At 74.3% G+C, this 24,642-nt stretch carries 21 protein-coding genes; 7 read left to right on the forward strand and 14 right to left on the reverse strand.

Features of this window, described 5'->3' with window-relative positions; all coding sequences use genetic code 11:
• Positions 1–4: 4 nt before the first annotated feature.
• From IEX99_RS07060 to IEX99_RS07070, 3 genes are all read left to right on the forward strand, one after another.
• Positions 5–1,111, forward strand: a complete 1,107-nt coding sequence (locus IEX99_RS07060) for an NAD(P)/FAD-dependent oxidoreductase (protein ID WP_188899304.1) — start codon at positions 5–7, stop codon at positions 1,109–1,111.
• Between the two features lie 47 nt (positions 1,112–1,158).
• On the forward strand, positions 1,159–1,920 hold the full coding sequence (locus IEX99_RS07065) for an HD domain-containing protein (RefSeq protein WP_188899305.1): 762 nt from the start codon (positions 1,159–1,161) through the stop codon (positions 1,918–1,920).
• Positions 1,921–2,131: 211 nt separating this feature from the next.
• The gene (locus IEX99_RS07070; RefSeq protein WP_188899306.1) at positions 2,132–2,839 is read left to right on the forward strand and encodes a cupin domain-containing protein; all 708 of its coding nucleotides are present in this window, start codon (positions 2,132–2,134) and stop codon (positions 2,837–2,839) included.
• Positions 2,840–2,855: 16 nt separating this feature from the next.
• Here the strand turns inward: IEX99_RS07070 and IEX99_RS07075 are convergent, their stop codons facing one another.
• Positions 2,856–3,851, reverse strand: coding sequence for a Bug family tripartite tricarboxylate transporter substrate binding protein (locus IEX99_RS07075; protein WP_188899307.1), 996 nt, complete (start codon positions 3,849–3,851; stop codon positions 2,856–2,858).
• Between the two features lie 64 nt (positions 3,852–3,915).
• Positions 3,916–4,461, reverse strand: coding sequence for a DUF2459 domain-containing protein (locus IEX99_RS07080; RefSeq protein WP_188899308.1), 546 nt, complete (start codon positions 4,459–4,461; stop codon positions 3,916–3,918).
• Between the two features lie 532 nt (positions 4,462–4,993).
• Between IEX99_RS07080 and IEX99_RS07085 the strand changes: the two genes are divergently transcribed.
• Genes IEX99_RS07085 through IEX99_RS07095 form a run of 3 tightly spaced genes read left to right on the forward strand, consistent with a single transcriptional unit; the run spans position 4,994 to position 9,199 of the window.
• Positions 4,994–6,124, forward strand: coding sequence for a thiolase family protein (locus IEX99_RS07085; RefSeq protein ID WP_188899309.1), 1,131 nt, complete (start codon positions 4,994–4,996; stop codon positions 6,122–6,124).
• A gap of 23 nt (positions 6,125–6,147) precedes the next feature.
• Entirely contained in the window at positions 6,148–6,579 is a 432-nt protein-coding gene (locus tag IEX99_RS07090; protein ID WP_188899310.1) for a Zn-ribbon domain-containing OB-fold protein, read from the forward strand.
• Positions 6,580–6,613: 34 nt separating this feature from the next.
• Positions 6,614–9,199, forward strand: a complete 2,586-nt coding sequence (locus tag IEX99_RS07095; RefSeq protein ID WP_229677854.1) for a CaiB/BaiF CoA transferase family protein — start codon at positions 6,614–6,616, stop codon at positions 9,197–9,199.
• Positions 9,200–9,208: 9 nt separating this feature from the next.
• Here IEX99_RS07095 and IEX99_RS07100 read toward each other — a convergent pair whose 3' ends face one another.
• The 6 genes from IEX99_RS07100 to IEX99_RS07125 are packed head-to-tail and all read right to left on the reverse strand — an operon-like array spanning position 9,209 to position 16,402.
• On the reverse strand, positions 9,209–10,072 hold the full coding sequence (locus tag IEX99_RS07100) for an SMP-30/gluconolactonase/LRE family protein (protein WP_188899311.1): 864 nt from the start codon (positions 10,070–10,072) through the stop codon (positions 9,209–9,211).
• A gap of 16 nt (positions 10,073–10,088) precedes the next feature.
• Entirely contained in the window at positions 10,089–11,357 is a 1,269-nt protein-coding gene (locus IEX99_RS07105; protein ID WP_188899312.1) for an ABC transporter substrate-binding protein, read from the reverse strand.
• Between the two features lie 17 nt (positions 11,358–11,374).
• Positions 11,375–12,088, reverse strand: coding sequence for an ABC transporter ATP-binding protein (locus tag IEX99_RS07110; RefSeq protein ID WP_188899313.1), 714 nt, complete (start codon positions 12,086–12,088; stop codon positions 11,375–11,377).
• Entirely contained in the window at positions 12,076–13,869 is a 1,794-nt protein-coding gene (locus IEX99_RS07115; RefSeq protein ID WP_188899314.1) for a branched-chain amino acid ABC transporter ATP-binding protein/permease, read from the reverse strand. The genes IEX99_RS07110 and IEX99_RS07115 overlap by 13 nt, the downstream gene beginning before the upstream one ends.
• A complete protein-coding gene (locus IEX99_RS07120) occupies positions 13,869–14,825 on the reverse strand; it encodes a branched-chain amino acid ABC transporter permease (protein ID WP_188899315.1) in 957 nt (318 codons plus the stop codon). Before IEX99_RS07120 ends, IEX99_RS07115 begins: the two co-directional genes overlap by 1 nt.
• Entirely contained in the window at positions 14,825–16,402 is a 1,578-nt protein-coding gene (locus IEX99_RS07125; RefSeq protein ID WP_188899316.1) for an AMP-binding protein, read from the reverse strand. The genes IEX99_RS07120 and IEX99_RS07125 overlap by 1 nt, the downstream gene beginning before the upstream one ends.
• A 282-nt stretch (positions 16,403–16,684) precedes the next feature.
• On the opposite strand from IEX99_RS07125, the gene IEX99_RS07130 reads away from it, so the two are divergent.
• Positions 16,685–17,752, forward strand: coding sequence for an alcohol dehydrogenase catalytic domain-containing protein (locus IEX99_RS07130; protein ID WP_188899317.1), 1,068 nt, complete (start codon positions 16,685–16,687; stop codon positions 17,750–17,752).
• Positions 17,753–17,803: 51 nt separating this feature from the next.
• Here IEX99_RS07130 and IEX99_RS07135 read toward each other — a convergent pair whose 3' ends face one another.
• From IEX99_RS07135 to IEX99_RS07160, 6 genes are all read right to left on the reverse strand, one after another.
• Positions 17,804–18,769: a tripartite tricarboxylate transporter substrate binding protein gene (locus IEX99_RS07135; protein ID WP_188899318.1), complete on the reverse strand. Its 966-nt coding sequence runs from the start codon at positions 18,767–18,769 to the stop codon at positions 17,804–17,806.
• A gap of 7 nt (positions 18,770–18,776) precedes the next feature.
• The gene (locus tag IEX99_RS07140; protein ID WP_188899319.1) at positions 18,777–19,565 is read right to left on the reverse strand and encodes a cyclase family protein; all 789 of its coding nucleotides are present in this window, start codon (positions 19,563–19,565) and stop codon (positions 18,777–18,779) included.
• 24 nt (positions 19,566–19,589) lie between these two features.
• Positions 19,590–20,936, reverse strand: a complete 1,347-nt coding sequence (gene fahA, locus IEX99_RS07145) for a fumarylacetoacetase (protein WP_188899320.1) — start codon at positions 20,934–20,936, stop codon at positions 19,590–19,592.
• Positions 20,937–21,023: 87 nt separating this feature from the next.
• Positions 21,024–22,739 (reverse strand): cation:proton antiporter domain-containing protein, encoded by a 1,716-nt coding sequence (locus tag IEX99_RS07150; RefSeq protein WP_188899321.1) that lies wholly within the window; start codon positions 22,737–22,739, stop codon positions 21,024–21,026.
• 2 nt (positions 22,740–22,741) lie between these two features.
• Positions 22,742–24,010 carry an MFS transporter gene (locus IEX99_RS07155; RefSeq protein WP_188899322.1) on the reverse strand — a complete coding sequence of 423 codons (1,269 nt, stop codon included), beginning with the start codon at positions 24,008–24,010 and terminating at the stop codon, positions 22,742–22,744.
• A gap of 11 nt (positions 24,011–24,021) precedes the next feature.
• Positions 24,022–24,567: a GNAT family N-acetyltransferase gene (locus IEX99_RS07160; protein WP_188899323.1), complete on the reverse strand. Its 546-nt coding sequence runs from the start codon at positions 24,565–24,567 to the stop codon at positions 24,022–24,024.
• Between the last annotated feature and the right edge of the window lie 75 nt (positions 24,568–24,642).

The raw sequence follows: 24,642 nt of genomic DNA on the forward strand, positions 1-24,642 counted from the left end.
GCGCGTGGAGTCGGTCGAGTGCGTCGTCGTCGGCGCGGGGGTGGTGGGGCTCGCGGTCGCGCGCGCGCTGGCGCTGGCCGGGCGCGAGGTGCTGGTGCTGGAGGCGGCGGAGGGTATCGGCACCGAGACCTCCTCGCGCAACAGCGAGGTCATCCATGCCGGCATCTACTACACCGCGGGCAGCCTGATGGCGCGCACCTGCGTCGCCGGGAAGCGGATGCTCTACGCCTACTGCGCGGAGCGGGGCGTGCCGCACCGGAACTGCGGCAAGCTGATCGTGGCGACGAACGAGGAGGAGGCGGGCCGGCTGGAGGCGATCCGGGCGCGAGCGGCGGCGAACGGCGTGGACGATCTGCGCCTGATCCCGGCCGCGGAGGCGAAGGCGATGGAGCCGGCGCTGCGCTGCACGGCGGCGCTGGTCTCGCCCTCGACGGGCATCGTGGACAGCCACGCCTACATGCTCGCCCTGCAGGGCGACGCGGAGAACGCCGGCGCGGTCTTCGCCTTCCACGCGCCGGTGGAGCATGGCCGCGTGGGCGAGGCGGGCATCACGTTGCGCGTGGGCGGGGCGGAGCCGATGGAACTCGGCTGCCGGCTGCTGGTGAACGCCGCGGGCCTGCATGCGCCGCGGCTCGCGCGCAGCCTCGAGGGGATGCCGGCGGGGCACGTGCCGCAGGCGTATCTCGCCAAGGGCAACTACTTCACGCTCGCCGGGCGCTCGCCCTTCTCGCGGCTGATCTATCCGGTGCCGGTGCCGGGCGGGCTCGGGACGCATCTGACGCTCGACCTCGCCGGCCAGGCCCGGTTCGGGCCGGATGTCGAGTGGGTGGACCGGCTGGACTACACCGTGGACCCGCGCCGCGCCGAAAGCTTCTACGCCGCGATCCGCCGCTGGTGGCCCGAGCTGCCGGACGGCGCGCTGATGCCCGGCTATGCCGGAATCCGGCCGAAGATCGTCCCGCCCGGCGCGCCGGCGCAGGACTTCGTCGTCCAGGGCCGCGCCGTGCACGGCGTGCCGGGCCTGGTCAACCTCTTCGGCATCGAGAGCCCCGGCTTGACCGCCTCGCTCGCGCTGGCCGAGCATGTGCTGGAGGTCGCGGCGGCAGGCTGAACCGGCGCAGCGCCGCGGTCGGCGCGCCGTGCGGAGGGGAGACCGGCATGGTGGACATCCCGCGCCCGCACGGCGCGATGGGGGCGCCGAACCCCGCTGGCCCGCCCTCGGCGCGGTGGAGCGGGATCTTCGCCCCCGCCGGCACGCCGGCGAAGATCGTGCCATCGCACGGCCGCGACGTGCGGCCCGCCAACATCGGGATCCATTGCGCCATGTCGGACAGCCCCTACACCATCGACCGCGCCAGCAATTCCCGCCGCAAGGCCGTGGAGGAGTGGCTCTGGGGCCTCGACCTGGTCTCGCCGGAGGTGCGCGACCGCATCGTCACCGCCTGGGTCAGCGCCTGGTCCTCGAGCCCCTACGAGGACCTCGCGGAGATGCCCTTCCAGGCCGGGCCACCCTTCTACCCGCTGGCGGAGCACGTCAACGAGGTCACGCGCGCCGGCGTGGACCTCGCCCGGCGCGCCGCCGCGGACTGGGGCGTGAGCATAGACTGGGACACGATGGTCTCGATCCTCGTCCTGCACGACGTGGACAAGCCGCTGCTCTACCGCCGCGACGCCGGCGAGGACGGCCAGGGCCACTCGCGCCTGTTCCACGAGCTGCCGCACGGCGTGGTGGGCGCGATGCTGCTCAAGGACCTCGGCTTCCCGCACCGCGTGGTCAGCACCGTCGCGACCCACGCGACCAACGCGCCCTTCCACGGGAACACCGTCGAGGCGCATGTGCTGCACTACGCCGATCTGTTCGCCGCCGACCACGCGATGCGGGTGATGGGCAAGACGCCGATCTACCTTCGGCGCGGCTAGGAGGACGGGCGGCGTACGACGCGAGCGATCCGCGCGCCGCGCTGGGCGGCGCGGGAGCGCGGCGAGGCTGCCGCCGGTGACGGCCATGGCGGGAGCCGGGTAGCTGCGCTTCCGCGAGACGCCGCCGCAGGAGGAGACGGCGCGGGCGCGGAGCTGGTACGGACGCGGCCAGAACTTCGTCCGCGCCTACACCGAGGCGCGGCCCGGCGCGGTGCTCGCCCGCGAGTCCCAGCCGGACGAGTACATGGTGCTGCTGCCCGACCCCGGCACCGCGGCCGAGGTCACGACGGCCGAGGGCACGGCGCGCGTCGAGGGCCATTCGCTGCTGATCCTGCCGCCCGGCGGGAGCAGCCTGCGCGTGCTCGGCGCCGGGCCGGTCCGCCGCCTGTTCAGCCACCGCGCCGAGGACCTGGCGGCGCGCTGCGCCAACGCCGCCTCCTACGCCGCGCCGCATCCGAACGTCGCGCCGCTCGCGCCCTGGCCCGGCCCGCCCGGCGGGTTCCGGCTGCGCGCCTACAGCCTGGACGTGCCGGAGACACCGGGCCGCTTCGGGCGCATCTTCCGCTGCACGACCCTGATGGTGAACGTCCTCACGCCCCATCAGGGCCCGCGCGATCCGGGGCGCATGTCGCCTCACCACCACGACGACTTCGAGCAGGGCTCCCTCGCACTGCGAGGCGAGTTCGTCCACCACCTGCGCTGGCCCTGGACGACCGACATGCGGCTGTGGCGGAACGACGAGCACGTGCTCTGCGGCAGTCCCTCGCTCTGCGTCATCCCGCCGCCGGCGATCCACACCAGCCAGGCGGTCGGCGCGGGGACCAACTGGCTGGTGGACATCTTCGCGCCGCCGCGGCGCGACTTCTCCGGGCGGCCGGGCTGGGTGCTGAATGAGGCGGACTACCCGGCCGCGCCCTGAGCGCGCGGCCGGCGGGTCAGTCCGCGGTCACGTTGCCGCGGCGGATCACCTCCGCCCACTTGGCGATCTCGCTGCGGATGAAGGCGGCGAACTCCTCGCGGCTGTTGCCGCCCGGGATTGCGCCCTGGTCGTAGAGGCCGCGCGCCACCTCCGGGTCCCGCAGCGCGCCCGCCGCGGCGCGGTGGATCGCGTTCAGGACCGGCTCCGGCACGCGCGCCGGCGCGACCATGCCGTGCCAGTTGTTGGTGTCCACGCCGGGCAGGCCGACCTCGTCCATCGTCGGCACGTCGGGCAGCCACGGGAGCCGCTCCCGGTTCCCGACCGCGAGCGCGCGGATCGTGCCGGCGCGGATGTGCGGCAGCAGCACCGGCAGGTCGGCGAGGCCCATCTGGACCTCGCCGGCGAGCAGCGCGGTGGTCAGCGGCGCGCCGCCGCGATAGGCGATGGCGACGAGATCGATCCCCGCCGCGGACTTGATCAGTTCGCCCGCGAGGTGCGGCATGCTGCCCGGCCCGGTGTGGCCGTAGTTGAGCTGGCCCGGCCGGGCACGCGCGGCGGCGATGAACTCCTGCATGGTGCGGAAGGGCTGATTCGCCGGAACGACGACCGGCTCCGGCACCAGCACCGCGAGCGTGATCGGCGCCAGGTCGCGCAGCGTGTCGTAGGGCATGTAGCGGCCCGGCAGGCTCGGCGAGATGGCCAGCGCGCCGGCGCTGCCGAAGCCGATCGTGTAGCCGTCCGGCGCCGCCTTCGCGACCACGTCCACGCCGGTGACGCCGCCGGCGCCCGGCCGGTTCTCGACGACGATCGGCTGGTTGTTGAGCACCGCGCTCATCTTCGGCGCCAGCAGCCGGGCCACGAGATCGGTCGGGCCGCCGGCCGCGAACGGCACGACCACGCGGATCGGCCGGTTCGGGAATTCGGGCGCGTCCTGCGCCTGGACCGCCGCCGGCGCCGCGGACGACAGCGCGGCGGCGAATAGCACCGCGGCGATGCGGGAACGGAACCTCATGCGTTGCCTCCCTCTGCCCCGGTCCATTATCGCCCGGCCATCCGCGCGCGCGGAAGCCGTCGCTTCACGCCACGCGGGCGGCGGCCGCGCGCGCCCGGGCCACCGCCTGGCTGGCGAGGACGACGCCCGCCGGATCCACGGGCAGCCCCGCCTGGCGCAATGCCAGAACCGCCCAGGTGTTGGAGGTGTAGCCGAGATCGTACCGCGCCGTCGCCTCGAAGAAGGCGCCGCGAACGCCCGGATCGGTGACGACGCGCCGCGGCCGGCCGTGCGCGTCCCTGTCGAGCTCGTCCCACAGGAACCGGGCGAGGTCCGCGAGGCCGGCCTCGGTCACCGGCAGCGCCACCACCGACCCGGCGCCGAACAGTTCGGGCGGCGGCCGGTGCAGCCCGATCACGCGGATCGCGCCCGGACCGGGCGCCAGGCCGGAAAGCAGCTCGGGGAGGCCTGGATCCGGGTGGGCGAAGTAGCGGCGCAGGCCGAAGCCGAACATGAGATGCCGTGCCTGCGGAAACAGCGGAGCCATGGCCGCGCCGAGCGGCGTGCCCTGCAGCGCGTGCGCCGGCAGCGCCACCTCCACGTGCCAGCCGAGCGTCACCAGGTGCAGCATCTCGCTCGACCTCGCTCCGGGCGGCGGCGGGGGCGGGGGGGCGGGCAGCCGGCGCGGCGCGGCGCAGCCGCCGGCGGTCAGCGCGACTGCGGCCGTGCGCGCCGCGCCGCGGAGCAGTGGACGCCGCCGGATCACGATGCGCGCCCCCCATCGCATCGCCTGGCCGTGCGGCGGTCGTCGAAGATCGGGGGATCGCGATCCGTCATGCCATGAGGGGGAACATGCCGTGGTTCGTGGAGAGCGCGGCCGCGGGGACGCGCGCACGCCCCCGCAGGGTGGGCGGTCGCCCTCCGGCCTGTCCATGCAGAATCCGGCCCCCGCGCGTTCCACCGCCGGCAGGGGCATCGGCGCAGGGGGCTTCGCCGGCGTCGGAAGCAGGACTAAGCTTCGCCCCGGGCAACGGATCGAGCGGACGGCCGCGCCCGAGGCGCCGGGCTCCGCGGAGCAGGAGGCAAGCAGCCATGTTCGACGAAAGGTGGACCGTCCGGCCGTCCGGCCGCGGCGGCGCCCGCGGCCCGGAGGCGTGACGGCGATGGGCGACTTCCGCGCGCTCAAGGACAGGATCGCCGTCGTCGGCGTCGGCAACACGGCCTACGGCAGCTTCCCCGAGACCGACGACTACGGCCTCGGCGCCGAGGCGTTCCGCCGCGCCGTCGAGGACTGCGGCATCGAGAAGGACAGGATAGACGGGCTGCTCGTCTGCCGCGTGCCCTACTACGCGCGCATGGGCCAGATCCTCGGCCTCAACCCGCGCTGGACCATCAGCCTGCCGCCGCACGGGCGGATGTCGGCGATGGGGATCATCGAGGCGGCGGCGGCGCTGCATGCGGGACTCTGCGACTACGCCGCGCTGATCTACACCAACATCGGCCGCTCGCGGCGCGTGAACTACGGCGGCGACGAATCGCCCGGCTTCTGGGACCCGTGGGGCATGACCTCGCCGGGCGCGGCGCACGCGCTGATGTTCCGCCGGCACATGGCGCTCTACGGCACGACCACGCGCCAGCTCGCCGAGGTGTCGGTGGCCTTCCGCCACCACGCCATCCTCCACCCCGACGCGGTGATGAAGAAGCCCATCACCATCGAGGACCACGAGACCGCGCGGCCGATCTGCGAGCCGCTGCGCCTGCTCGACTACTGCCTGATCAACGACGGCGCGGTGTGCCTGATCATGACCACGCGCGAGCGGGCGCGCGACCTGCGCAAGCGCCCGGTGCTGATCTCCGGCATCGGCGGGCGCGAGGCCTACACCGACGCCTCGATCGCCAATTTCGACCTGAACTTCTGGTATGAGGAGGCGCAGGACATGGCGCGGCAGGCCTACGGCATGGCCGGCGTCGGGCCCGGCGACGTGGACGCCTTCATGTGCTACGACAATTTCAGCCCGACCGTGCTGTTCGCGCTCGAGGGCCTCGGCTTCTGCGGCCGCGGCGAGTCCGGCGCCTTCGTCGAGGGCGGGACGCTGCGGCTCGGCGGGAAGCTGCCGACCAACACCGATGGCGGGCACCTCTCCAACTCCTACATGCAGGGCTGGGCGCTGAACGTCGAGGCGGTGCGCCAGATCCGCGGCGAGTGCGGCGAGCGCCAGGTGCCGGGCGCGGAGGTGGTGCAGTTCGCCGCCGTGACGCCCTGCTCGCGCACCATCATCTACACGCCCGGCTGAGCGGCCGCGGAGGAGCACACGCGATGAGCGCCACCACCGCCACTGCCACGCCCGCCAAGCCGCTGCCGACGCTCGATCCGGTCAGCAAGGGCTTCTGGGACCTCGCCAATCGCGGCCGGCTCTCCGTGCAGCGCTGCGACGACTGCGGGCACCGGCACTATCCCGGCGCGCCGGTCTGCCCGCGCTGCCTGTCGCGGCAGCAAACCTGGGAGCCGGTCTCCGGCCGGGGCACGCTGCTCTCCTGGGTGCGCTTCCACCGCGCCTACTGGGAGGGGTTCGCGCCCGACATCCCCTATGTCGTGATCCTCGTCGGGCTCGAGGAGGGGCCGATGATGATCAGCAACCTCGTCGGCGCCAGGGCCGAGGACGTGCCGATCGGCGCCCCGTTGGAGGTCGTGTTCGAGCGCGCGACGGACCAGATCAACCTGCCGAAATTCCGTCCGCGCCGGGGCTAGGGCGACGCGGACCCGCCTCATCCAGGAGGTCGCCTTGATCGGGACTGCAGGCGCGAAGCCCGGCGTGCTCGCCGGCGTCCGCGTGGTGGAGGTGGCGGACGAGACCGCCGAGTATGTCGGCCTCGTCCTCGCCGGGCTCGGCGCCGAGGTGGTGAAGGTCGAGCCGCCGGAGGGCAGCCCCACGCGGCGCATCGGCCCGTTCCTCGACGACGCGCCGCATCCGGAGCGTTCGCTGCACTTCTGGGCCTACAACCGCGGCAAGCGTTCCGTCGTGCCCGACGCCGACCCGCAGGCGCGTCGGCGCCAGATGCTGGCGCTGATCGGCGGCGCCGACGTGCTGCTCGATTCGACGCGCGGCGCCCTGGCGCGCGAGCTGGGCCTGGCGCCGGGCGAGGTCACGAAGCGCTTTCCGGCGCTGGTCCACGCGCGCATGACGCCCTTCGGCGACACGGGGCCGTGGAAGGACTTCCAGGCGAGCGACCTGGTCCACCTCGCCCTCGGCGGGGTGATGATGAATTGCGGCTACGACCCGGCGCCCGGCCAGCGCTACGACACGCCGCCGATCGCGCCGCAGCTCTGGCACGCCTACCACATCGCGGGCGAGCAGCTCGCGGTCGGCATCGTCGCCGCGCTGCTGCACCGGCTGCACACCGGCGAGGGCCAGGACGTCTCCTGCGCCATCCACGAGGCGGTGGCGAAGAACACCGAGCTCGACGTGATGTCCTGGGTGATGCGCCGCGCGCCCCTGTTCCGCCAGACCTGCCGCCACGCGGTGGAGCAGCCGACCCAGGTGCCGAACGTCGGCCACACCAAGGACGGGCGCTGGTGCATCGCCTACGGCGTCTCGGCGCGCGACCAGGCGAACCTGGTGCCGTTCCTCGAGCGCTACGGCATGCAGGCCGACCTCGGGCGCCCGGCGGAGGGCGCCGACCTGCGCGCGCGCAACGTGCCTGGCTCCGCCGCGGGAGACGAATCGCGGGCGCATGTGCTGGAGATCATCCAGCGCTTCATCCGCGCCCACACCTGGGAGAACCTGCCCTGGCGCGAGGCGCAGGAGGCGGGCCTGCTCTGGGCGCCGCTGCGCAAGCCGCACGAGAACGCGACCGACGCGCACTGGCTCAGGCGCGGCACCTTCGCCGACATCGAGCACCCGGAGCTCGGCCGCAGCTTCCGCTACCCGGTGAGCAAGTGGCTGAGCGACAGGACCGCCTGGCAGGCCGGCCGCCGCGCGCCGCTGCTCGGCGAGGACACGCGCGCGGTCCTCGACGCGCTGCCCGGCGCGCGCCCGGCGGCCTCCGTGCCGGCGCGGCCGCGCCCCGCCGCGCCGCCGCGCCTGTCCCCGCGCGGCAGGCCGTTCCCGCTGCAGGGCGTGCGGATCTTCGACTTCTCCTGGTTCCTCGCTTCCGCCGGCGGCACGCGGTTCCTCGCGGCACTCGGCGCCGAGGTGATCAAGGTCGAGTGGAAGGAGAACCCCGACACGCGCCTCGCCGCCATGGCCCCGGTCGGCGGCCGCGCGGCGCGCGAGAAGGCCACGGCGCCGCTGCCCGGCGTCACCGACCCCGACATGGGCGGGCAGTTCAACAACAAGAACGCCGGCAAGCGCGGGCTTTCGCTGAACATCCGCCACCCCAAGGGCCTCGACATCGCGAAGCGCCTGATCGCGGTGTCGGACGTGGTGGCGGAGGGGTTCTCGCCCGGCGTGCTCGCGCGGCTCGGCCTCGGCTACGACGTGCTGCGGTCGCTGCGTCCGGACATCATCTACGTGCAGCAATCGGGCATGGGCGGCACGGGCACCTACGGGCGCTTCCGCACGGTCGGCCCGGTGGCGGCGGCCTTCGCCGGCACGGCCGACATGTCGGGGCTGCCGGAGCCCGCGATGCCGGCGGGCTGGGGCTATTCCTACCTCGACTGGATCGGCGCCTACGGCTTCGGCCTCGCGATCCTGGGCGCGCTCTACCACCGCGACCGCACCGGCGAGGGGCAGTGGATCGACTCCTCGCAGTGCGAGGCCGGCATCTTCCTCACCGCCCCGACGGTGCTCGACTGGTCGGCGAACGGGCGGGCCTGGACGCGCATCGGCAACCGCTCGCCCTGCAAGCCGGCGGCGCCGCACGGCGCCTATCCCTGCGCGGGCGAGGACCGCTGGATCGCGATCGCCTGCTTCGACGACGCGGCCTGGGCCTCGCTGTGCCGCGTGGCGGGGCGGCCGGACTGGCGCGCCGACCCGCGCTTCGCGACGCTGGAGGCGCGGCTCGCGCACCAGGACGCGCTCGATGCGGCCGTCGGGGCCTGGACGCGCGGGCTCGACCCCTACGACGCGATGCTGCGGCTGCAGGCCGCCGGCGTGCCGGCGGGGGTCTGCCAGACCGCGGAGGACCGCTGCGACCGCGACCCCCAGCTCGCCGCGCTGGAGTGGCTCACCGAGGTGACGGGCACGAAGATCGGCCGCTGGCCGGTGGCCGAGCTGCCGATCAAGCTCTCCGCCACGCCCGCCTATTCGGGCGGCATCACGGACCGCGGCGCGCCCTGCTACGGCGAGGACAACCACGCCATCCTCGGCGAGCTGCTCGGATACTCGCGGCGCGAGGTGGACGCGCTCGCCGAGGAAGGGGTGATCTGAGCGGCGCCGCTACCCCGCGAAGCGCGTCTCCGGCAGGCCGGAGACCCCCGCCTCCAGCGCGAAGACGCTGCCGGCGAGCGGCTCGCGCGCCAGCGCCTCGGCCGTCATGCCGTGGCGCATGGAGGTGACGAACATCGTGCGCAGCCCCTCGCCCCCGAAGCACAGGCTGGTCGGGCGCGAGACGGGAAGGCGCAGCTCGCGCAGGCGCCTGCCCGAAGGATCGAAGCGCGCGACGACGCCGGCCTCCACCACGGCGACCCAGAGGCAGCCCTCCGCATCCACCGCGCAGCCGTCCGGTCGGCCATCGCCCTCGGCGAAGCAGACCAGCACGCGCGGGTTGGACGCCACACCGGCCGCGAGGTCGAAGTCGCAGGCGCGGACCACGGCGGCCGCCGTGTCGCAGTGGTACATCACGCGGTCGTCCGGGCTCCACGCGATGCCGTTGGAGAGGGTGACGCCGCCGAGCACGCGATGCACCGAGAGGTCCGGGTCCACGCGGTAGAGGGCACCGACCGGCTCGCGCAGCGCGCGGTCCATGGTGCCGACCCAGAAGCGGCCGCGCCGGTCGCAGCGCCCGTCGTTGAACCTCTCCCTGGCGAAGTCGAGCGGGCCGGCGGGCAGATCCACGAACCGGCCGGCCTCGGGCTCGCCGAGCGCGAGGCCGTTGCGCCAGGCCATCAGCATCCCGCCGCCGCGGCGCAGCGCGAAGGAGCCCGGAATCCGCGGCAGCGCCCAGTCCCCGGTCAGCCGCCCCGCGACGTCGTGGCGGAACATGCGGCGCCCGAGGACGTCCACGGAGAGGAGCGCGCCCCTCTCCGCGTCCCACACCGGCGCCTCGCCGAGCTCGGCACGGGGCGCGGGGAAGGCCCGCATCCGCCCGCCGCGCCCGTCAGCTCCGCGGCCAGAGGGCCTGCGCCGTCGCGATCGCCTCCGGGAAGACCACCTGCGGGACGCCGCCGCGCCACTGGCAGGTCACCATCTCGGCGTGCATCAGGCGGCCGCGCTCGTCGTACTTCAGCCGCCGGCTCGGGAACAGCAGCGCCGGGCCCTCGTTCTGCAGGTCGAGGCTGCGGATCGCCTCCGCGACCTTGCGCCGGTCGGCGGAGCCGCTGCGCTCCATCGCCTCGCACAGGATCCGGATGTTGGCGTAGGGCAGGAGCGAGTCGTGGCCCAGCCACGGCTCCCGCGTCCGCTCGACGAAGCGGCGGTTCAGATCCTCGTGGCCCTTGCCCGGCCAGTTCGAGAGCGTGAACATCATTCCTTCGAGGATCTGCGGGTTGGTCACCTGCGCCAGCTCCGGCGCGCCCCAGTGTCCGCCGTTCCCGATGGTCGGCAGCCGCCCCTGGCCGAGGCCGTACTCGTTCAGTTTCTCGACCAGCAGCTTGTCGTCGGGGACGGCGGTCGAGAGCAGCAGCAGGAAGTCCGGCCGTGCGCTGCGCACGCGCTGGATCAGCGGCGTCGCGTCGGAGAGCGGCGGGGTGAAGGTCTCGTCCACGACGATGGTGAGCCCGTACCTGGCCGCCTCTCCCTCGCGGATCGGCTTGACGATGCCCTGCGGCGCGGCGGTGTTGTCCGCGATCATGGCGAGCCGCCTCGGCCGCCGCCCGGTCGCGCGCTCCGCCAGCTCGAGGATGGTCGGCAGGGTCTGCCTCGCCTGCGCGCTCGAGGTCGGCGAGGACTGGAAGACGTAGCGGAAGCCGCGCTCCGTGATGGAATCGGCGTAGGAGAGGGTGAGCCAGGGAAGCTCGGCGCGCTCCGTCACCTCGGTCACGGCGAGGGTGAAGGAGGAGAGCCAGGCGCCTTCTCCGCCGACGAGGTCGGGCTCCTGCGCGACCATGCGCTGCGCGGCGTTCTTCGCCCGCTCCGCGTTCTCGCCGGCGTCGTAGATGACGAGCTTCACCTTCGCCCCGCCGAGGGCGCGGATGCCGCCTGCGTTGTTGATCTCGTCCACCGCCATCTCGGCGCCCAGGCGCGCCAGGATGCCGGCGCGCGCCCAGGGCCCCGACATCGGCGCGAGGACCGCGACCTTCACCTCGGCGGGATGCTGCGCGCGCGCGCGGCGGAAGCCGCCGGTGGCGGTCGCTGCCGCAGCGCCGAGGCCGAGGCCGAGGGCGCCGCGGCGGGTGGTGGTGGTGGCGGTGGTGCTGTCGGTCGTCATGGGCGGTGTCCTCCCTGCTATTCGCCGAGCCCGAGATAGGCCCGGCGCACGCGGTCGTCGCTGATCAGCGTCTGGTACGGGCCATCGAGCACGATGCGCCCGGTCTCCAGGACGTAGCCGCGGTCGCAGAGCTCGAGCGCCTCCGCGACGCGCTGCTCGACGAGCAGGATGGTGAGCCCGTCCTCGCGGTGGATCTGCGAGACGCGCTCGAAGATCTGGTCCGCCACGGTCGGGGCGAGGCCCATCGAGGGCTCGTCCAGCATCAGAAGGCGTGGGGCCGAGGCGAGGCCCCGCGCGATCGCGAGCATCTGCTGCTCGCCGCCCGAGAGCGTGCCGGCGAGCTGGCCGGCGCGCTCGTGTAGGATCGGGAACAGCTCGTGGATGCGCTCCAGGGTCTGGGCGAAGCGCGCCCGCCCGGCCTCGGTATAGGCGCCCATCTCGATGTTCTCGCGCACCGTAAGCGTCTTGAACACCTGACGCCCTTCCGGGACGTGGGCGATGCCGAGATGCGCGCGCTGCGGGGGCGGCACCGAGAGCAGGTCGCGCCCCTCGAAGCGGATGCTCCCCGAGACCGGCGGGACGATGCCCGAGATCGCCTTGAACAGCGTGGACTTCCCGGCGCCGTTCGGGCCGACGATGGCGACGAGCTGGCCCTCCCCGACCGAGAGCGAGACGCCGGTCAGGGCGCGCAGGCCGCCATAGGCGACGGAGAAATCCTCTATGTCGAGCATCGCGCGAGCCACTTCTTGCCGAGGTAGGCCTCGATCACCGACCGGTCCTCCACCACCGCGCGCGGAGCGCCCTCGGCCAGCACCTTGCCGTGGTCGAGCACGACGAAGCGGTCGGCGAGGCGCAGCATGGCGTGCATGGTGTGCTCGATGATGACGATCGTCATCCCCTCCGCGCGCAGGCGGCGCAGCACCTCGAGCACCTCGTCGCACTCCTCGTGTCCGAGGCCGGCCAGCGTCTCGTCGAGCAGCAGGAGGCGCGGGCGGCCGGCGAGGGCGCGGGCGAGCTCCATCAGCCGCAGCCCCTTGTTGGTGAGCTGGCCCGCCGGCTGCGCCGCCTGGTGCAGCAGCCCGACGCGCTCGAGCGCCTCCGCCGCCGCCGCGGTCGCCGCCTCGCCGGTGAGGCCGGCGCCATAGGCGCCGATCAGCACGTTGTCGAGCAGGGAGAGGCGCGGGAAGGATCGCACCACCTGGAAGGTGCGGCCGACACCGAGCCGGCAGATGGCGTGGAGCTTGCGCCCCGTGATCGGCTCCCCGGCCAGCCAGGCGTGGCCGGCGTCGGCCGGCAGCACGCCGTTGAGCACGTTGAACAGCGTCGTCTTGCCGGCCCCGTTCGGGCCGATGATGCCGAGGATCTCGCCCGGGGCGACATGGAAGGAGACGTCGTCCACCGCGCGCAGTCCGCCGAAGGACTTTGACAGCCCCTCGACCTCGAGGAGCGGCGCGGCGGTGTGCGGCGCAGGGGGGACGAGCGGCTCGGCCCGCGCCGCGCCGGCATCGGCGTCCGCGTCGGCCGCCCGCAGGGCCGGCGCGGGCGCGACCTGGCCGCGCAGCCAGCGGTCGCGGACGGTCCAGAAGATGCCCTCCGGCGCCAGCAGCATGATCAGGATGATCGCCAGACCGTACACCACGCCCTGGATGCCGGGGATGATGTTGCCGAGCTCGGCGTGCAGGGTCTCGGCGAGCGGGATCAGGATGGCCGAGCCGATCAGCGGCCCCCAGACGGTGCCGACGCCGCCGAACAGCACCACCGTCAGCGCCTGGGCCGAGGTGAGCACGCCGAACACCGCCTCCGGCGTGACGACGAGGAGGATGCAGGCGTAGAACCCGCCCGCCGCCGCCGCGATCGCGCCGCTCAGCACCAGGGCGCGCATCTTCCAGCGCCACGCGTCGATGCCCGAGGCCTCGGCCGCCAGCTCGTTCTGGCGGATCGCCATCAGGGTCAGGCCGAAGCGCGAATTCTCGACCGCCATCGAGATGCCCATCGCGATCGCCACCAGCGCGACGGCGACGACGATGTAGCCCCAGGGATCGGTGAACTGCAGCCAGAGGAGCGGGTCCTCCCGCTTCATCGGCAGGGAGACCTCCTGGTAGCCGAGGTACTGGAAGACGTAGAGCAGCACCAGCGGGAAGGCGAGCATCGAGAGGGCGAAGTAGTGTCCCCGCAGCCGGAAGGTCGGCATGCCGATGAACACCGCCGCCGCCGCGCCCACCACCGCGCCGATCGCGATGCCGAGCCAGGGGGTGAGGTCCCACCAGTTCATCGTCAGCGCCACCGAGTAGGCGCCGAGGCCGAAGAACACCGCGTGCCCGAAGGAGATCAGCCCCACATAGCCCGAGAACAGGTTCCAGGAGAGACCCACCACCGCCCAGATCGGCACGAGGGTGAGCATCAGCAGGTAGTAGCTGTTCTCCACCATGCGCGAGACGCCGAGGTAGAGGGCGGCGAGCGCGATGAGGAGCAGGATGTCCCGCCGCAGGCGGGGAAGCGCGCCGGGCCGCATCAGGCGCGCTCCGCCGAGCGGCCGAACATGCCCTGGGGCCGGATGCTCACGATCAGCAGGAAGACGACGAAGATCGCTGCGTTCTGGAGCTGCGGCGGCAGTACCAACGCCGAGATCTGCTGCACGAAGCCGATCGTTAGCCCGCCCCAGAAGGCGCCGAGCAGACTGCCCATGCCGCCCAGCACCACGCCCGCGTACATGATCACCACGAAGTCGATCCCCATGAACGGGGTGAAGGACAGGTAGGTGGCGACCAGCCCGCCGGCGACCGCCGTGATGCCGCTGCCGATGGCGAAGGCGATGCGGTGCGCGCGGTCCACGTCGATCCCCATGTAGGTCGCGGCGGTGGGGTTGTCCGCCGCGGCGCGGAGCGCCTTGCCGAGCCGCGAGCGGTCGAGCAGCCAGTAGAGCGCGACGACCGCGACGACCGCGACCAGTCCGGCGATCACGCGCGCCTTGTTGAGGAAGATGGTCGCGTCGCCGATCCCCGTCTCCACCATCCAGGCGGAGGAGGAGAGCGGCGTGCTCACCGCGCGCGGCATCGACCCGAACAGGATCAGGCCGCCGTTGTGCAGTATCAGCGCGATGCCGAGGGTGACGATGAGCTGGCCGAAATGGCCCTCGTCGAGGCTCGCCGCGGTGCGCAGGCCCGAGACCCGGGCGACGATCCAGCGGTGCAGCAGCCAGCCGACGGCGAAGACGATCGGGCCGGCGAGGATGGCGCCGACGAACGGCCCGAACTCGGGCCCCAGGAAGGCCAGGATCCCCCACGCGGCGACCAGGTAGAAGGCCGAGTAGGCCCCCAGCATCAGCAGGTCGCCCTGGGCGAAGTTGATGACGCGCATGATGCCGAAGATCAGGCTGAGGCCGACGCACATCAGCCCGTAGATGCAGCCGATGGTGATGCCCGCGGCCAGCGCGTTCAGCAGGTTCTCGACGAGGATCTCCCACTCCATCAGGCCGCCGCCCCCCTCGTCGGGCCGCGTGCGGCGAACCGTTCCTGCACCATGCGCTTGCTCACCTTTCCCGTGTCGGTCAGCGGCACCTGCCCGGCCGCGACGATCTCCACCAGCCGCGGCACCTTGTAGGCCGCGGCATTGTCACGGCAGAAGCGGACCAGGGCCTCCGCCGTCACCCGCGCCCCCGGCTTCGGCACCACCAGCGCGGCGACGATCTCCTCGCGCTCCGCGTCGGGCACGCCGACGACGACGGCCTGCTGCACGGCGGGGTGGGAGAGGAGCAGCTCCTCCACCTCCACCGGCGAGACGTTGATGCCGCCGGTCTTGATCATCTCCTTGCGGCGGCCGCGGAAGTGCAGGTTGCCCTCCGCGTCGAGCAGGGCGAGGTCGCCGGTGTAGAACCAGCCTTCGGCGTCGATCGCCTCGGCCGTGCGCTCCGGATCCCCGAGGTAGCCGGGCGTGACGAAGCCGCGCAGACGCACCTCGCCGACCTCGCCGGACGGGAGCGGGCGGCGCGTGGCGGGATCCACCACCTGAACCTCGGTGCCGGGCAGGGCGGGGCCGGCGCTGCGCATGCGCAGCTCGAGCGGCGCGCGGCAGTCGGCGACGGTCGAATTGCCGTAGCACTCCGTCAGGCCGTAGCAGGTCGTGACCTCGCGCGCGCCGAGCTCGGCGAGCAGCGGCACCGCCTGCGGCATGGTCAGGCCGGTGCGGAGGGAGGAGAGGTCGCGCCGGTGCCGGTCCGGATGCGCGTGCAAGGCCATCGCCATGTTGGCCATGGCGTAGATCGCGGTGCAGCGCTCCCGCTCGATCAGCGCCAGGCTCTGCCCGGGCTCGAAATGGCGCTGCAGCACGATCGTCCCGCCGTGCGTCGCGACGGCGAACACCGCGTTGACGCAGGCGAAGGCCCAGAACAGCGACACCGCGAGCAGCACGCGGTCGTCGGGCCCGAGGCGCATCCGCTCGCCGATGCCGTGCATGTTGCGGATCAGGCCCTCGTGCACCAGCGGCACGGCCTTGGCGCGCGCGGTGGAGCCGGAGGTGAAGCAGATGATCGCCGGATCGTCCGGCCGCACCGCCGCCTGCGCCGATTCGAGCGCGTCATCCGGCACCGCGCGCCCGGCCTCGACCATGCGGGCGAAGGGCAGCGCGCCGGGCGGGCCGGCGCCGTCGCAGCAGACGATGTGGCGCAGCGCCGGGAGCGCGCGGCCGGGATCGCCCAGCGCGGCCAGTTCCGCCGCGTAGTCGTACCGCAGGTAGCGCCCGACCATCACCAGCACCGAGGCCTCGCTGAGCGCCAGCGCGTGCTCCAGCTCGCGCGCCCGCCACCAGGTGTTCACCGCGACCGCGGTGGCGCCGAGCGTCGCCGCGGCGAATTGCGTCAGCAGCCACTCCGCCTGATTGCCCATCAGGATGGCGACGCGGTCGCCCCTGCGCACGCCGAGCGCCTGCAGCCCCTTCGCGACCTCCCGGGTCTCCGCGAGGAACTCGGCCCAGCTCAACCGCAGGTCGCCATCGACGACGAAGAGCCGCGCGGGATGGCGTGCGGCCATCTCGGCCAGCAGCGCGGGCACGGTCCGGCTTGCCGGCATGTCCACCGGGTCAGGCCCCCCGCCACGTTCCGGCCGCCGCGCCCGGCCCGGGCGGTGCCCCTGCCCTGCCGTCACGGTCCATCGGAACCGCCTGTGTCCGCACACGGCGCCATCGCCGCCAATCCGCCATTTCCGGGACGCCTCCCCCGCAGCATCATGCACCGAATCCGCGCGCCGCCAAGAGTGCACGGAAGCCGGCCGGTCGCCACGCCCTGGCCCGATCGCCCGGACCGCGGCACCTTCCGGCACGGGCAGATGCACGCGATGGGGGAACGGGCGATGCGGGCGATGGTGGTGCGCGCGCCGGGCGGACCGGAGGCACTGGCGCTGGAGGAGGTGCCGCCGCCGGCGCTGCGGCCGAACGACGCGCGCATCCGCGTCGAGGCCTGCGGCGTCTGCTTCCACGACGTCGTCACCCGCAACGGCACCTACCGGCGCGGCGTGCGCATGCCGCTGATCCCGGGGCACGAGGTATCCGGCGTGGTCGAATCGGTCGGCCCTGCCGTGCGCCGGTTCCGTCCCGGCGACCGGGTCTGCACGGTGCAGCGCCGCCACATCTGCGGCCAGTGCCGCCACTGCCGTTCGGGCCGCGAGACCTCCTGCCCGGAGCAGGAATTCCTCGGCGACCTCGACCTCAACGGCGGCTACGCGGAGCTGGTCTGCGTCGAGGAGGACAACGTCGCGAAGGTTCCCGAGGGCGTGCCGCTGGACGCCGCCGCCATCGCCGCCTGCGCGATCGGGACCGAGCTGAACGCCGTGCGCGACGTCGCCGCGGTGCGGGCGGGCGAGCGCGTGCTGGTCACCGGCGCCGGCGGCGGGCTCGGCGTGCACGGGGTGCAGCTCGCGCGGCTCTCCGGCGCCGAGGTGGTCGCGGTGACCGGGACGCCCGGCAAGGTCGCCGCGATCCGCGAGGCCGGAGCGGAGCACGTCGTGCTGGCGCGCCGCGGCGAGGACTTCTCGGCGGCGGTGAAGGCGATCACCGGCGGCGAGGGCGTGGACGTCGCGATCGACAACGTCGGCAGCGCGACCTTCGAGGCGACGCGCCGCAGCCTAGCCGAGGGCGGGCGCTGGATCCTCGTCGGGCAGCTCACCGGCGAGTTCGTGCGGCTGAACCCGGCGCAGCTCTTCTTGCGCGACCTCACCCTGCGCAGCGTGAAGAGCACCACTCGTGCGCAGCTCGAGGACGCGCTCGGCCTGATGCGCCGCGGGCTGGTCCGCCCCGTCATCGCCGCCGCGCTCCCGCTGGAGGCGGCGGCGGAGGCGCACCGCATGATGGAGCGCGCGGCGCCGACGGGGCGCGTGCTGCTCAAGCCCGGGCTGCGCGCGGGCTGACCGCGCGGGCGCGGGCCGCGGCGCCGGGCGACGCGGGCCGGGCCGCCGCCGCTACTCCGCCGTGAGGCCGAGGCGGCGGATGAGCCGCTCCTTGAAGGCGTCGTCCTCGGCAGTGACACGCGCGAACTCCGGCCCGTCCAGATAGGCCGGGACCTGGCCCGTGTTCTCCATCGTCCGCCGCACGATCGGCGCGTCCATGATCGCGCGGCAGGCCTCGCGCAACCGGTCGCGGATCGCCGCCGGCAGGCCGCGCGGACCGTAGAGCCCGTTGAGGCCGGGCGGCACCATCTCGCCGGTCAGGCCGAGCTCGCGTACCGTCGGCACCTCGGGAAAGGCCGGGTGGCGCCGGTCCGCGAAGACCGCAAGCGGCCGGAACTCGCGCCCGCGGATCGAGGACACCGCCGGCACGCCGAACTCGATGTCGCCGCGCAGCAGCGCGGGCAGCATCTGCCCGTCGCCGCGATAGGTCACCTGCGAGACGCGCAGCCCCAGCGCCGCGGCGAGGTGCTCCATCGCGAGGTGCGGCACGCTGCCGACGCCCGCATGGCCGTAGGCCAGCGGATCGCGTGCCGAGCGCGCCGCCGCGAACAGCTCTTCCGCGTTCCGGACGCGCGATCTCGGCGAGACCGCGATCGAGAACTGGTTCTCGAAGATCTGGCAGATGTAGTCGAAGGAACCGACCTCGTAGCGCAGACCGCGCATGAGGTGGCGCGCGCCGGTGATCGGCGTGGTCGGGCCGAAGCCCAGCGTATGGCCGTCCGGCTGCGCCGCGGCGAGGGCGGCGAAGCCGATCGTGCCCGCGGCGCCGTCGCGGTTCACCACGACGACGCGGGCGCCGCCCAGCGCCTCGCCCAACGCCTCCGCGACGGCACGGCCGACCGCGTCCACGCCGCCCCCGGGCGCGAAGGGGACGATCACCTCGATCGGGCGCGCGCCGGGCCAGGACTGCGCGGCGGCCGGCCCGCTCGCGGCGAGCGCCAGCGCCGCGCCGAGCAGCGCGCGAAGACGGCGCATCATCTGGCGCTCACTCCTCGATGATCGCGACGGCCCGGCACCAGCCGGCCGAGGCGCGGTGCACCTTCACCGGGAAGCAGCAGACCATGAAGCCGTCGGCGGGCAGGACCTCCAGGTTGTGCAGCTTCTCGATGTGGCTGTAGCCGATCTCGCGCCCGGCGCGATGGCCCTCCCAGATCAGCGAGGCGTCGCCGGTCTCCGCCACGCGCCGGCGGGTGAAGGAGAAGGGCGCGTCCCAGGACCAGCCGTCGGTGCCGACCACGCGGATGCCGCGCTCGAGCAGCCACAGCGTCGCCGCCCTGCCCATGCCGCAGCCGGAGTCCACGTAGTCGTCCTCGCCGTAGCGGCTGCCCGCGCGCGTGTTCACCAGCACGATCTCCAGCGGGCGCAGCTCGTGCCCGATGCGCTTCAGCTCCGCCTCGACGTCGCCCGGCGTCGCCACGTAGCCGTCCGGCAGGTGGCGGAAGTCGAGCTTCACCCCCGGCTGGAAGCACCATTCGAGCGGGACCTCGTCGATGCGCCAGGACGGCTCGCCGCCCGGCTTCAGCCGCTCGTTCATGCGCGAGAAGTAGTGGTAGGGCGCGTCGAGATGCGTGCCGTTGTGGGTGCTGATGTTGACCCGCTCGACCGCCGCGTATTCGCCCTCCGGCAGCTGGTCCACGCGCACGCCCATGTAGTCCGCCATGCGCTGCGCCGTGGCGTGGTGGTCGAGGTAGGTGATCTGCGGCTCGCTCCCCGGCGGGTCGCTCCTGATCCCGGCCTTGAGCGGGACCGAGATGTCGATGATCCGGCGCGGCATGGTGCTCCGTTCCCTCCCTGGCGCTCAGACGTCGTCGCGGCCGCGCGGCCAGGCCGGCGCGGGCGCGATGCGGCCGCGGCACTCGCCGAAGCCGATGGGCACGAACCCGTCGCGCTCGGCGCGGGCGCGGAAGATCACCTCGTCGCCGTCCTCGAGCCAGCGCCGCGTCTCGCCGTTCGGCAGGGCCAGCGGCTGCGTGCCGGCCTCGGTCAGCTCGGCCATGCAGGCGCGGCTCTCGTCGGTCGGGCCGGAGGCGGTGCCGCTGCCCAGCAGGTCGCCGGGCCGCAGGTTGCAGCCGTTCGACATGTGGTGCGTCAGCATCTGCGCGAAGGTCCAGTACATGTTGGCGAAGCGCGTCGCCGTCACCCGCGCCGGCGCCTCGCCGCGCTCGCGCATGCGCGGCGTGAGGAGGAACGCCTCCATGCGGATGTCCATCAGCCCCTCGCGCCGGTCCGCCTCGCTCCGCAGGTAGGGCAGCGGCTCGGGGTCGCCGGCCGCGCGCGGGAAGGCGGGCGCGCGGAAGGGTTCCAGCGCCTCCCCCGTCACCACCCAGGGCGAGATCGAGGTCGCGAAGCTCTTGCTCAGGAACGGGCCGAGCGGATGGCTCTCCCAGCGCTGGATGTCGCGCGCCGACCAGTCGTTGAGCAGGCAGTAGCCGAACATGTGGTCCGGCGCGAAGTCCATGTGCACCGGCTCGCCGAGCGGGTTGCCCGGCCCGACGAACAGGCCGAGCTCGAGCTCGAAGTCGAGCGCCTCGCAGGGGCCGAAATGCACCGTGCCGTCCGGGCGCTGGCGCTGGCCGTTCGGCCGGCGGACCGCCTCGCCGCTGACGCGCACCGAGCTCGCGCGGCTGTTGTAGGCCACGGGCAGGTGCTTGAAGTTCGGCGGCAGCGGGCTGTCGGGGCGGGTGCGGCGGCCGCCGCGCTCCGTGTGGTAGGTGGAGGTGAGGAAGTCGGTGAAGGCGCCGATCGCCGCCGGCGGCAGCATCTCCGCCTCCGCCATCGGCACGAGCAGCGGCTCCACCCGCGCGCGCTCCGGCGCGCCGGCGGCGAGCAGCGCCGAAACCCGCGCGCGCAGCGCCGAGGCGGCGGCATTGCCCATCGCCATCAGCGGGTTCAGCGCCGGCCCCGCGGCCGCGCGCGCGGCCTCCTCCGCCGCCCCGCCGGCGAACAATCCGGCCCCGACCGCCGCCGCGAGATCGAGGATGCGATCGCCGATCGCGACGCCGCCGCGCGCCCGCGCCGCCGCCTCGCCGCGCCGGCGGAACACGCCGAGCGGCAGGTTCTGGATCGGGAATTCGGCGCCGGGCGCGTTGGCGCTCTCGACCCAACTGCGCAGCGCGGGATCGTGCGTCGCGTTCAGCCTGGCCATGTTCCCTCCGCTTTCCGTGCCGCGTCGCCCGCGCCGATTCTCTAGACCGCCGGGCGCCGGGCGCCAACCGCGTGCCGGCCGGGGCGGTCAGGCCGCGCCCGGCATCTCCGCGCGCAGCCTGTCCACGGTGGCCATCGCGGTTTCGGCATCCACGCCGAGGCGCCGCAACGCGAAGTCCGCGATGCCGAGCGCGATCTCGCGCTCGCCCATCAGCACGAGCCCGGCGCCGCCCTCGCCGGCGAGGAAGCGCATCTCGCCGTCGTCATGCGCCCGCGCCGCGACGACGATCTCCGGGTTGGCGGCCCGCACCAGGGCGAGAGCCGCGCGCGCGTCCGCAGCGTCCGGCAGGGCGAGGATCACCAGCCGCGCGCGTTCCGGCCGCGCCGCGGCCATCACCTCCGGCCGCGTCGCGTCGCCCCACACGGCCGGCACGCCCTGCGCGCGCAGGTGCTCGGCCGCCACGCGGTCCTGCTCGATGACGACGTAGGGCAGGCCGTGGCGGCGCAGCGCCGCGGCGACGGTGCGCCCGACCCGGCCGTGGCCGACCAGGATGGCGTGGCCGGCGATGCCCTCCGGCAGGGGCGGCAAGGGGCGGCCGGCACCCCGTTCCTGCCAGCGCCGGAGGCCCGGCACCCCGAGGAGCCGCGCCGCGGTCCCCCGCGCCAGGCGGCGCGAGAGCGGCGTCAGCAGGATCGCGCCGAAGGCGGCAGCGAGCACCGGGCCGCCGGCCTCCTGCGGCAGGATGCCGCGGGCGATGGCGAACTGCACCAGCACGAAGGAGAACTCGCCGATCTGCGCGAGCGCCGCCGCCACCGTCGCCGCCATGCCCGCCGGCACGCGCAGCAGCAGAAGCAGACCGAAGGTTGCGCCGCCGGTGCCGAGCAGCACCGCGAGCAGCGCCGCGAGCGAGGCGACGGGCGCGGAGGCGATGTCGCGCGGGTCCACCAGCATGCCGACGCTGACGAAGAACAGCGCGGCGAAGATCCGCTGCAGCGGCACCGTCTCCGCCGCCGCCTGGTGGCCGAGGTCGCTCTCGCCGAGCAGCACCCCGGCGAAGAAGGCGCCGAGCGCGAAGGAGACGTGGAACAGCTCGGAGGCCGCGAAGGCGGTGCCGAGCGCGGCGACCACGACGGCCAGGGTGAACAGCTCGCGCGAGCCGCCGCGGGCGACGCGCGACAGCGCCCAGGGCAGGCCGCGGCGGCCAAGGAAGATCACCACCGCCGCGAAGGCGAGCAGCTCCAGCGCCGTCCGCAGCAACGCGGCGCCGAGCCCCTCTCCTTCCGTGCCCGCCACGGCCGGCACCAGCACGAGGGCGAGCACGACCAGCACGTCCTGCACCACCAGCCAGCCGAAGGCGATGTGGCCGGCGCCGCCCGCGAGCGCCCCCTGCTCCTCGAGGAGGCGCGTCGCCACCGCCGTCGAGGCGATGGCGAGGGCGAGGCCGAACACCGCCGCCGGCCCCGCGGCGAGGCCGAGGGCGAGGTGCCCCACCGCCGTGCCGATGGTGGTGCCGAGCGCCACCTGCGCCACCGCCCCCGGCAGCGCCACGCGCCAGACCGCGATCAGGTCGCGCAGCTGGAAGTGCAGGCCGACGCCGAACAGCAGCAGCGCGACGCCGACCTCGGCCATGGCGCCGGTGAAGGCCGGATCGGCGACGAAGCCCGGCGTGTGCGGCCCGACCGCGACGCCGGCGAGGAGGTATCCGAACAGCGGCGGCAGGCGCAGCAGCGCCCGCGCCGCCCACCCGAACGCGAAGGCCAGGACGAGGGCGACGACGAGGGTGGCGAGGAGCGCGTGGGACATCGTCAGGGCGTGTAGCGGCCGGCCCCGCCGCGCGCCTGCCGCCCCGCTCCGCCAAAGCGCGGCAGCAGGGCGAGCGAGGCCAGCGCGAGCGCGAGCGCGGTCCCGCCGTAGAGCAGGGCGGGCGGAACGAGGGGCAGGAGCATGCCGGCGACCAGCGGCCCGACCCCCGCCCCCATGTCGCGCCAGGTCGCCATCCGGGCCAGCGCCGGGACCCGCGCCGGCCCCGGGTTCGCCGCCGCCGCGACCGGCGCCGGCAGCGGCTGCAGCAGCCCGCGCAGCCCGACCACCGCGACCGCGCCGATCCAGAGCGCGCCCAGTCCCACCAGCGCGATCCCCGCCGCCGACACCATCGAGACCGCGACCAGCACCGGCAGCGCCCCAAATCGCTCCGCCAGACGTCCGGCGGGCGGCGCCAGCAAGATCTCCGAGGCGTAGCGCGACGCCAGCGCCGCCCCGGCGGCGAGCGCCGCCCCGTGCGGCAGCGCCGCCGCCGCCAGGACCGAGAGCCCGAGGATGAACACCCCGTCGAGCGCCATGCCCTGCACGAAGGACCACACGTCGAGCCGCGCCGGCAGGCCGAAGCGCAGCCCCGCCGGGCGGAGCGCCTCGCCCGGTCCGTCAGGCAGGCGCCGGGCGAGCGGCAGGGCGAGCAGCGAGACGGCGGCGAGCGCCATGAAGACCACCCGCGGCCCCTGCAGCTCCGCCAGCACGGCGCCGGCGAGCAGGCCGAGCATCGGCCCCGTGCTGATGATCGCGCGCGAAGTGCCGGAGCGCCGGGCGGCACCCTCCGCCAGCGCCGTCGCCAGGGCCTGGGTCGCGATGTTCATCGCGGCGAAGGCGAGACCCCAGAGGAGCCGCCCGACGAGCAGCCACCAGACGCCGTGCGAGAAGGCGTAGAACCCCGCCGCCGCCGCCGCGCCGAGCACCGCGAGGATGCAGGAGGCGCGCGGCCCGCGCCGCGTGTAGAAGCGCGCCACCCAGCCGTAGCCGATGATGCGGACCAGGCGGTTGGCGGCGAGTAGCAGCCCGGCCTCGGCCAGCGACACCCCGAACGCCGCCGCGTGCAGCGGCAGCAGCAGGTAGAGGAGCGTGTCCCCCGGCAGGGTCAGCCCGAGCATGACCGCAGCGTCGCGCGAGGCGCGGTCGGCGGCCGCGCGGCCGGAGGGAGCGACCCCCGGCCAGAGCGCGGCATGCGGCCTCGCATCCGGCGTATCGGGGCCCTGCGCGGCCGAGGTCTCGGCGCGCGGCGCCGTCGGGTCGCCCTGCGGCATGGCGGCCGGGTTCACCGCCCGGAAGGCGGCGGCGTGGCGCTGCCCTCGCCGAGCGCGCGCGTCATCAGCACGCTGTCCACCCAGCGCCCGTGCTTCCAGCCGACCGCCGGCAGCAGCCCGGCATGGACGAAGCCGCAGCGCGCGTGCAGGCCGATGGAGGCGGCGTTGCCGGAATCGCCGATCACCGCGACCATCTGCCGGAAGCCGGCCTGCTCGCAGCGCGCGATCAACGCCGGCAGGAGAAGGCGGCCGACGCCGCGGCGCGCGGCCTCCGGCGCGACGTAGACGGAGTTCTCGACCGCGAAGCGGTAGGCCGGGCGCGACCGGTAGGGGCCGGCATGGGCGTAGCCCAGCACCGCCCCGCCCGCCGCCTCGGCGACCAGGTAGGGATAGCCGGCATCGAGCAGCGCGCGGCGGCGCCGCGCCATCTCCTCCACGCCCGGCGGCTCCAGCTCGAAGCTTGCCAGGCCGTGCGCGACCCAGTGCCCGTAGATCGCAGCGATGGCGGGGAGGTCGGCGTCGCGGCTGTCACGGACAGCGGGGGGCGCGTCTTGCATGGGGAGAGGAAAGCGGCAGCCGCCGTCCCGCTCAAGTCGGACGCTTGCGGCGGACGGTCCGGGCGAGGACGATGC

This window comes from Caldovatus sediminis, from assembly GCF_014644455.1.
In the GTDB taxonomy this organism is placed as follows: domain Bacteria; phylum Pseudomonadota; class Alphaproteobacteria; order Acetobacterales; family Acetobacteraceae; genus Caldovatus; species Caldovatus sediminis.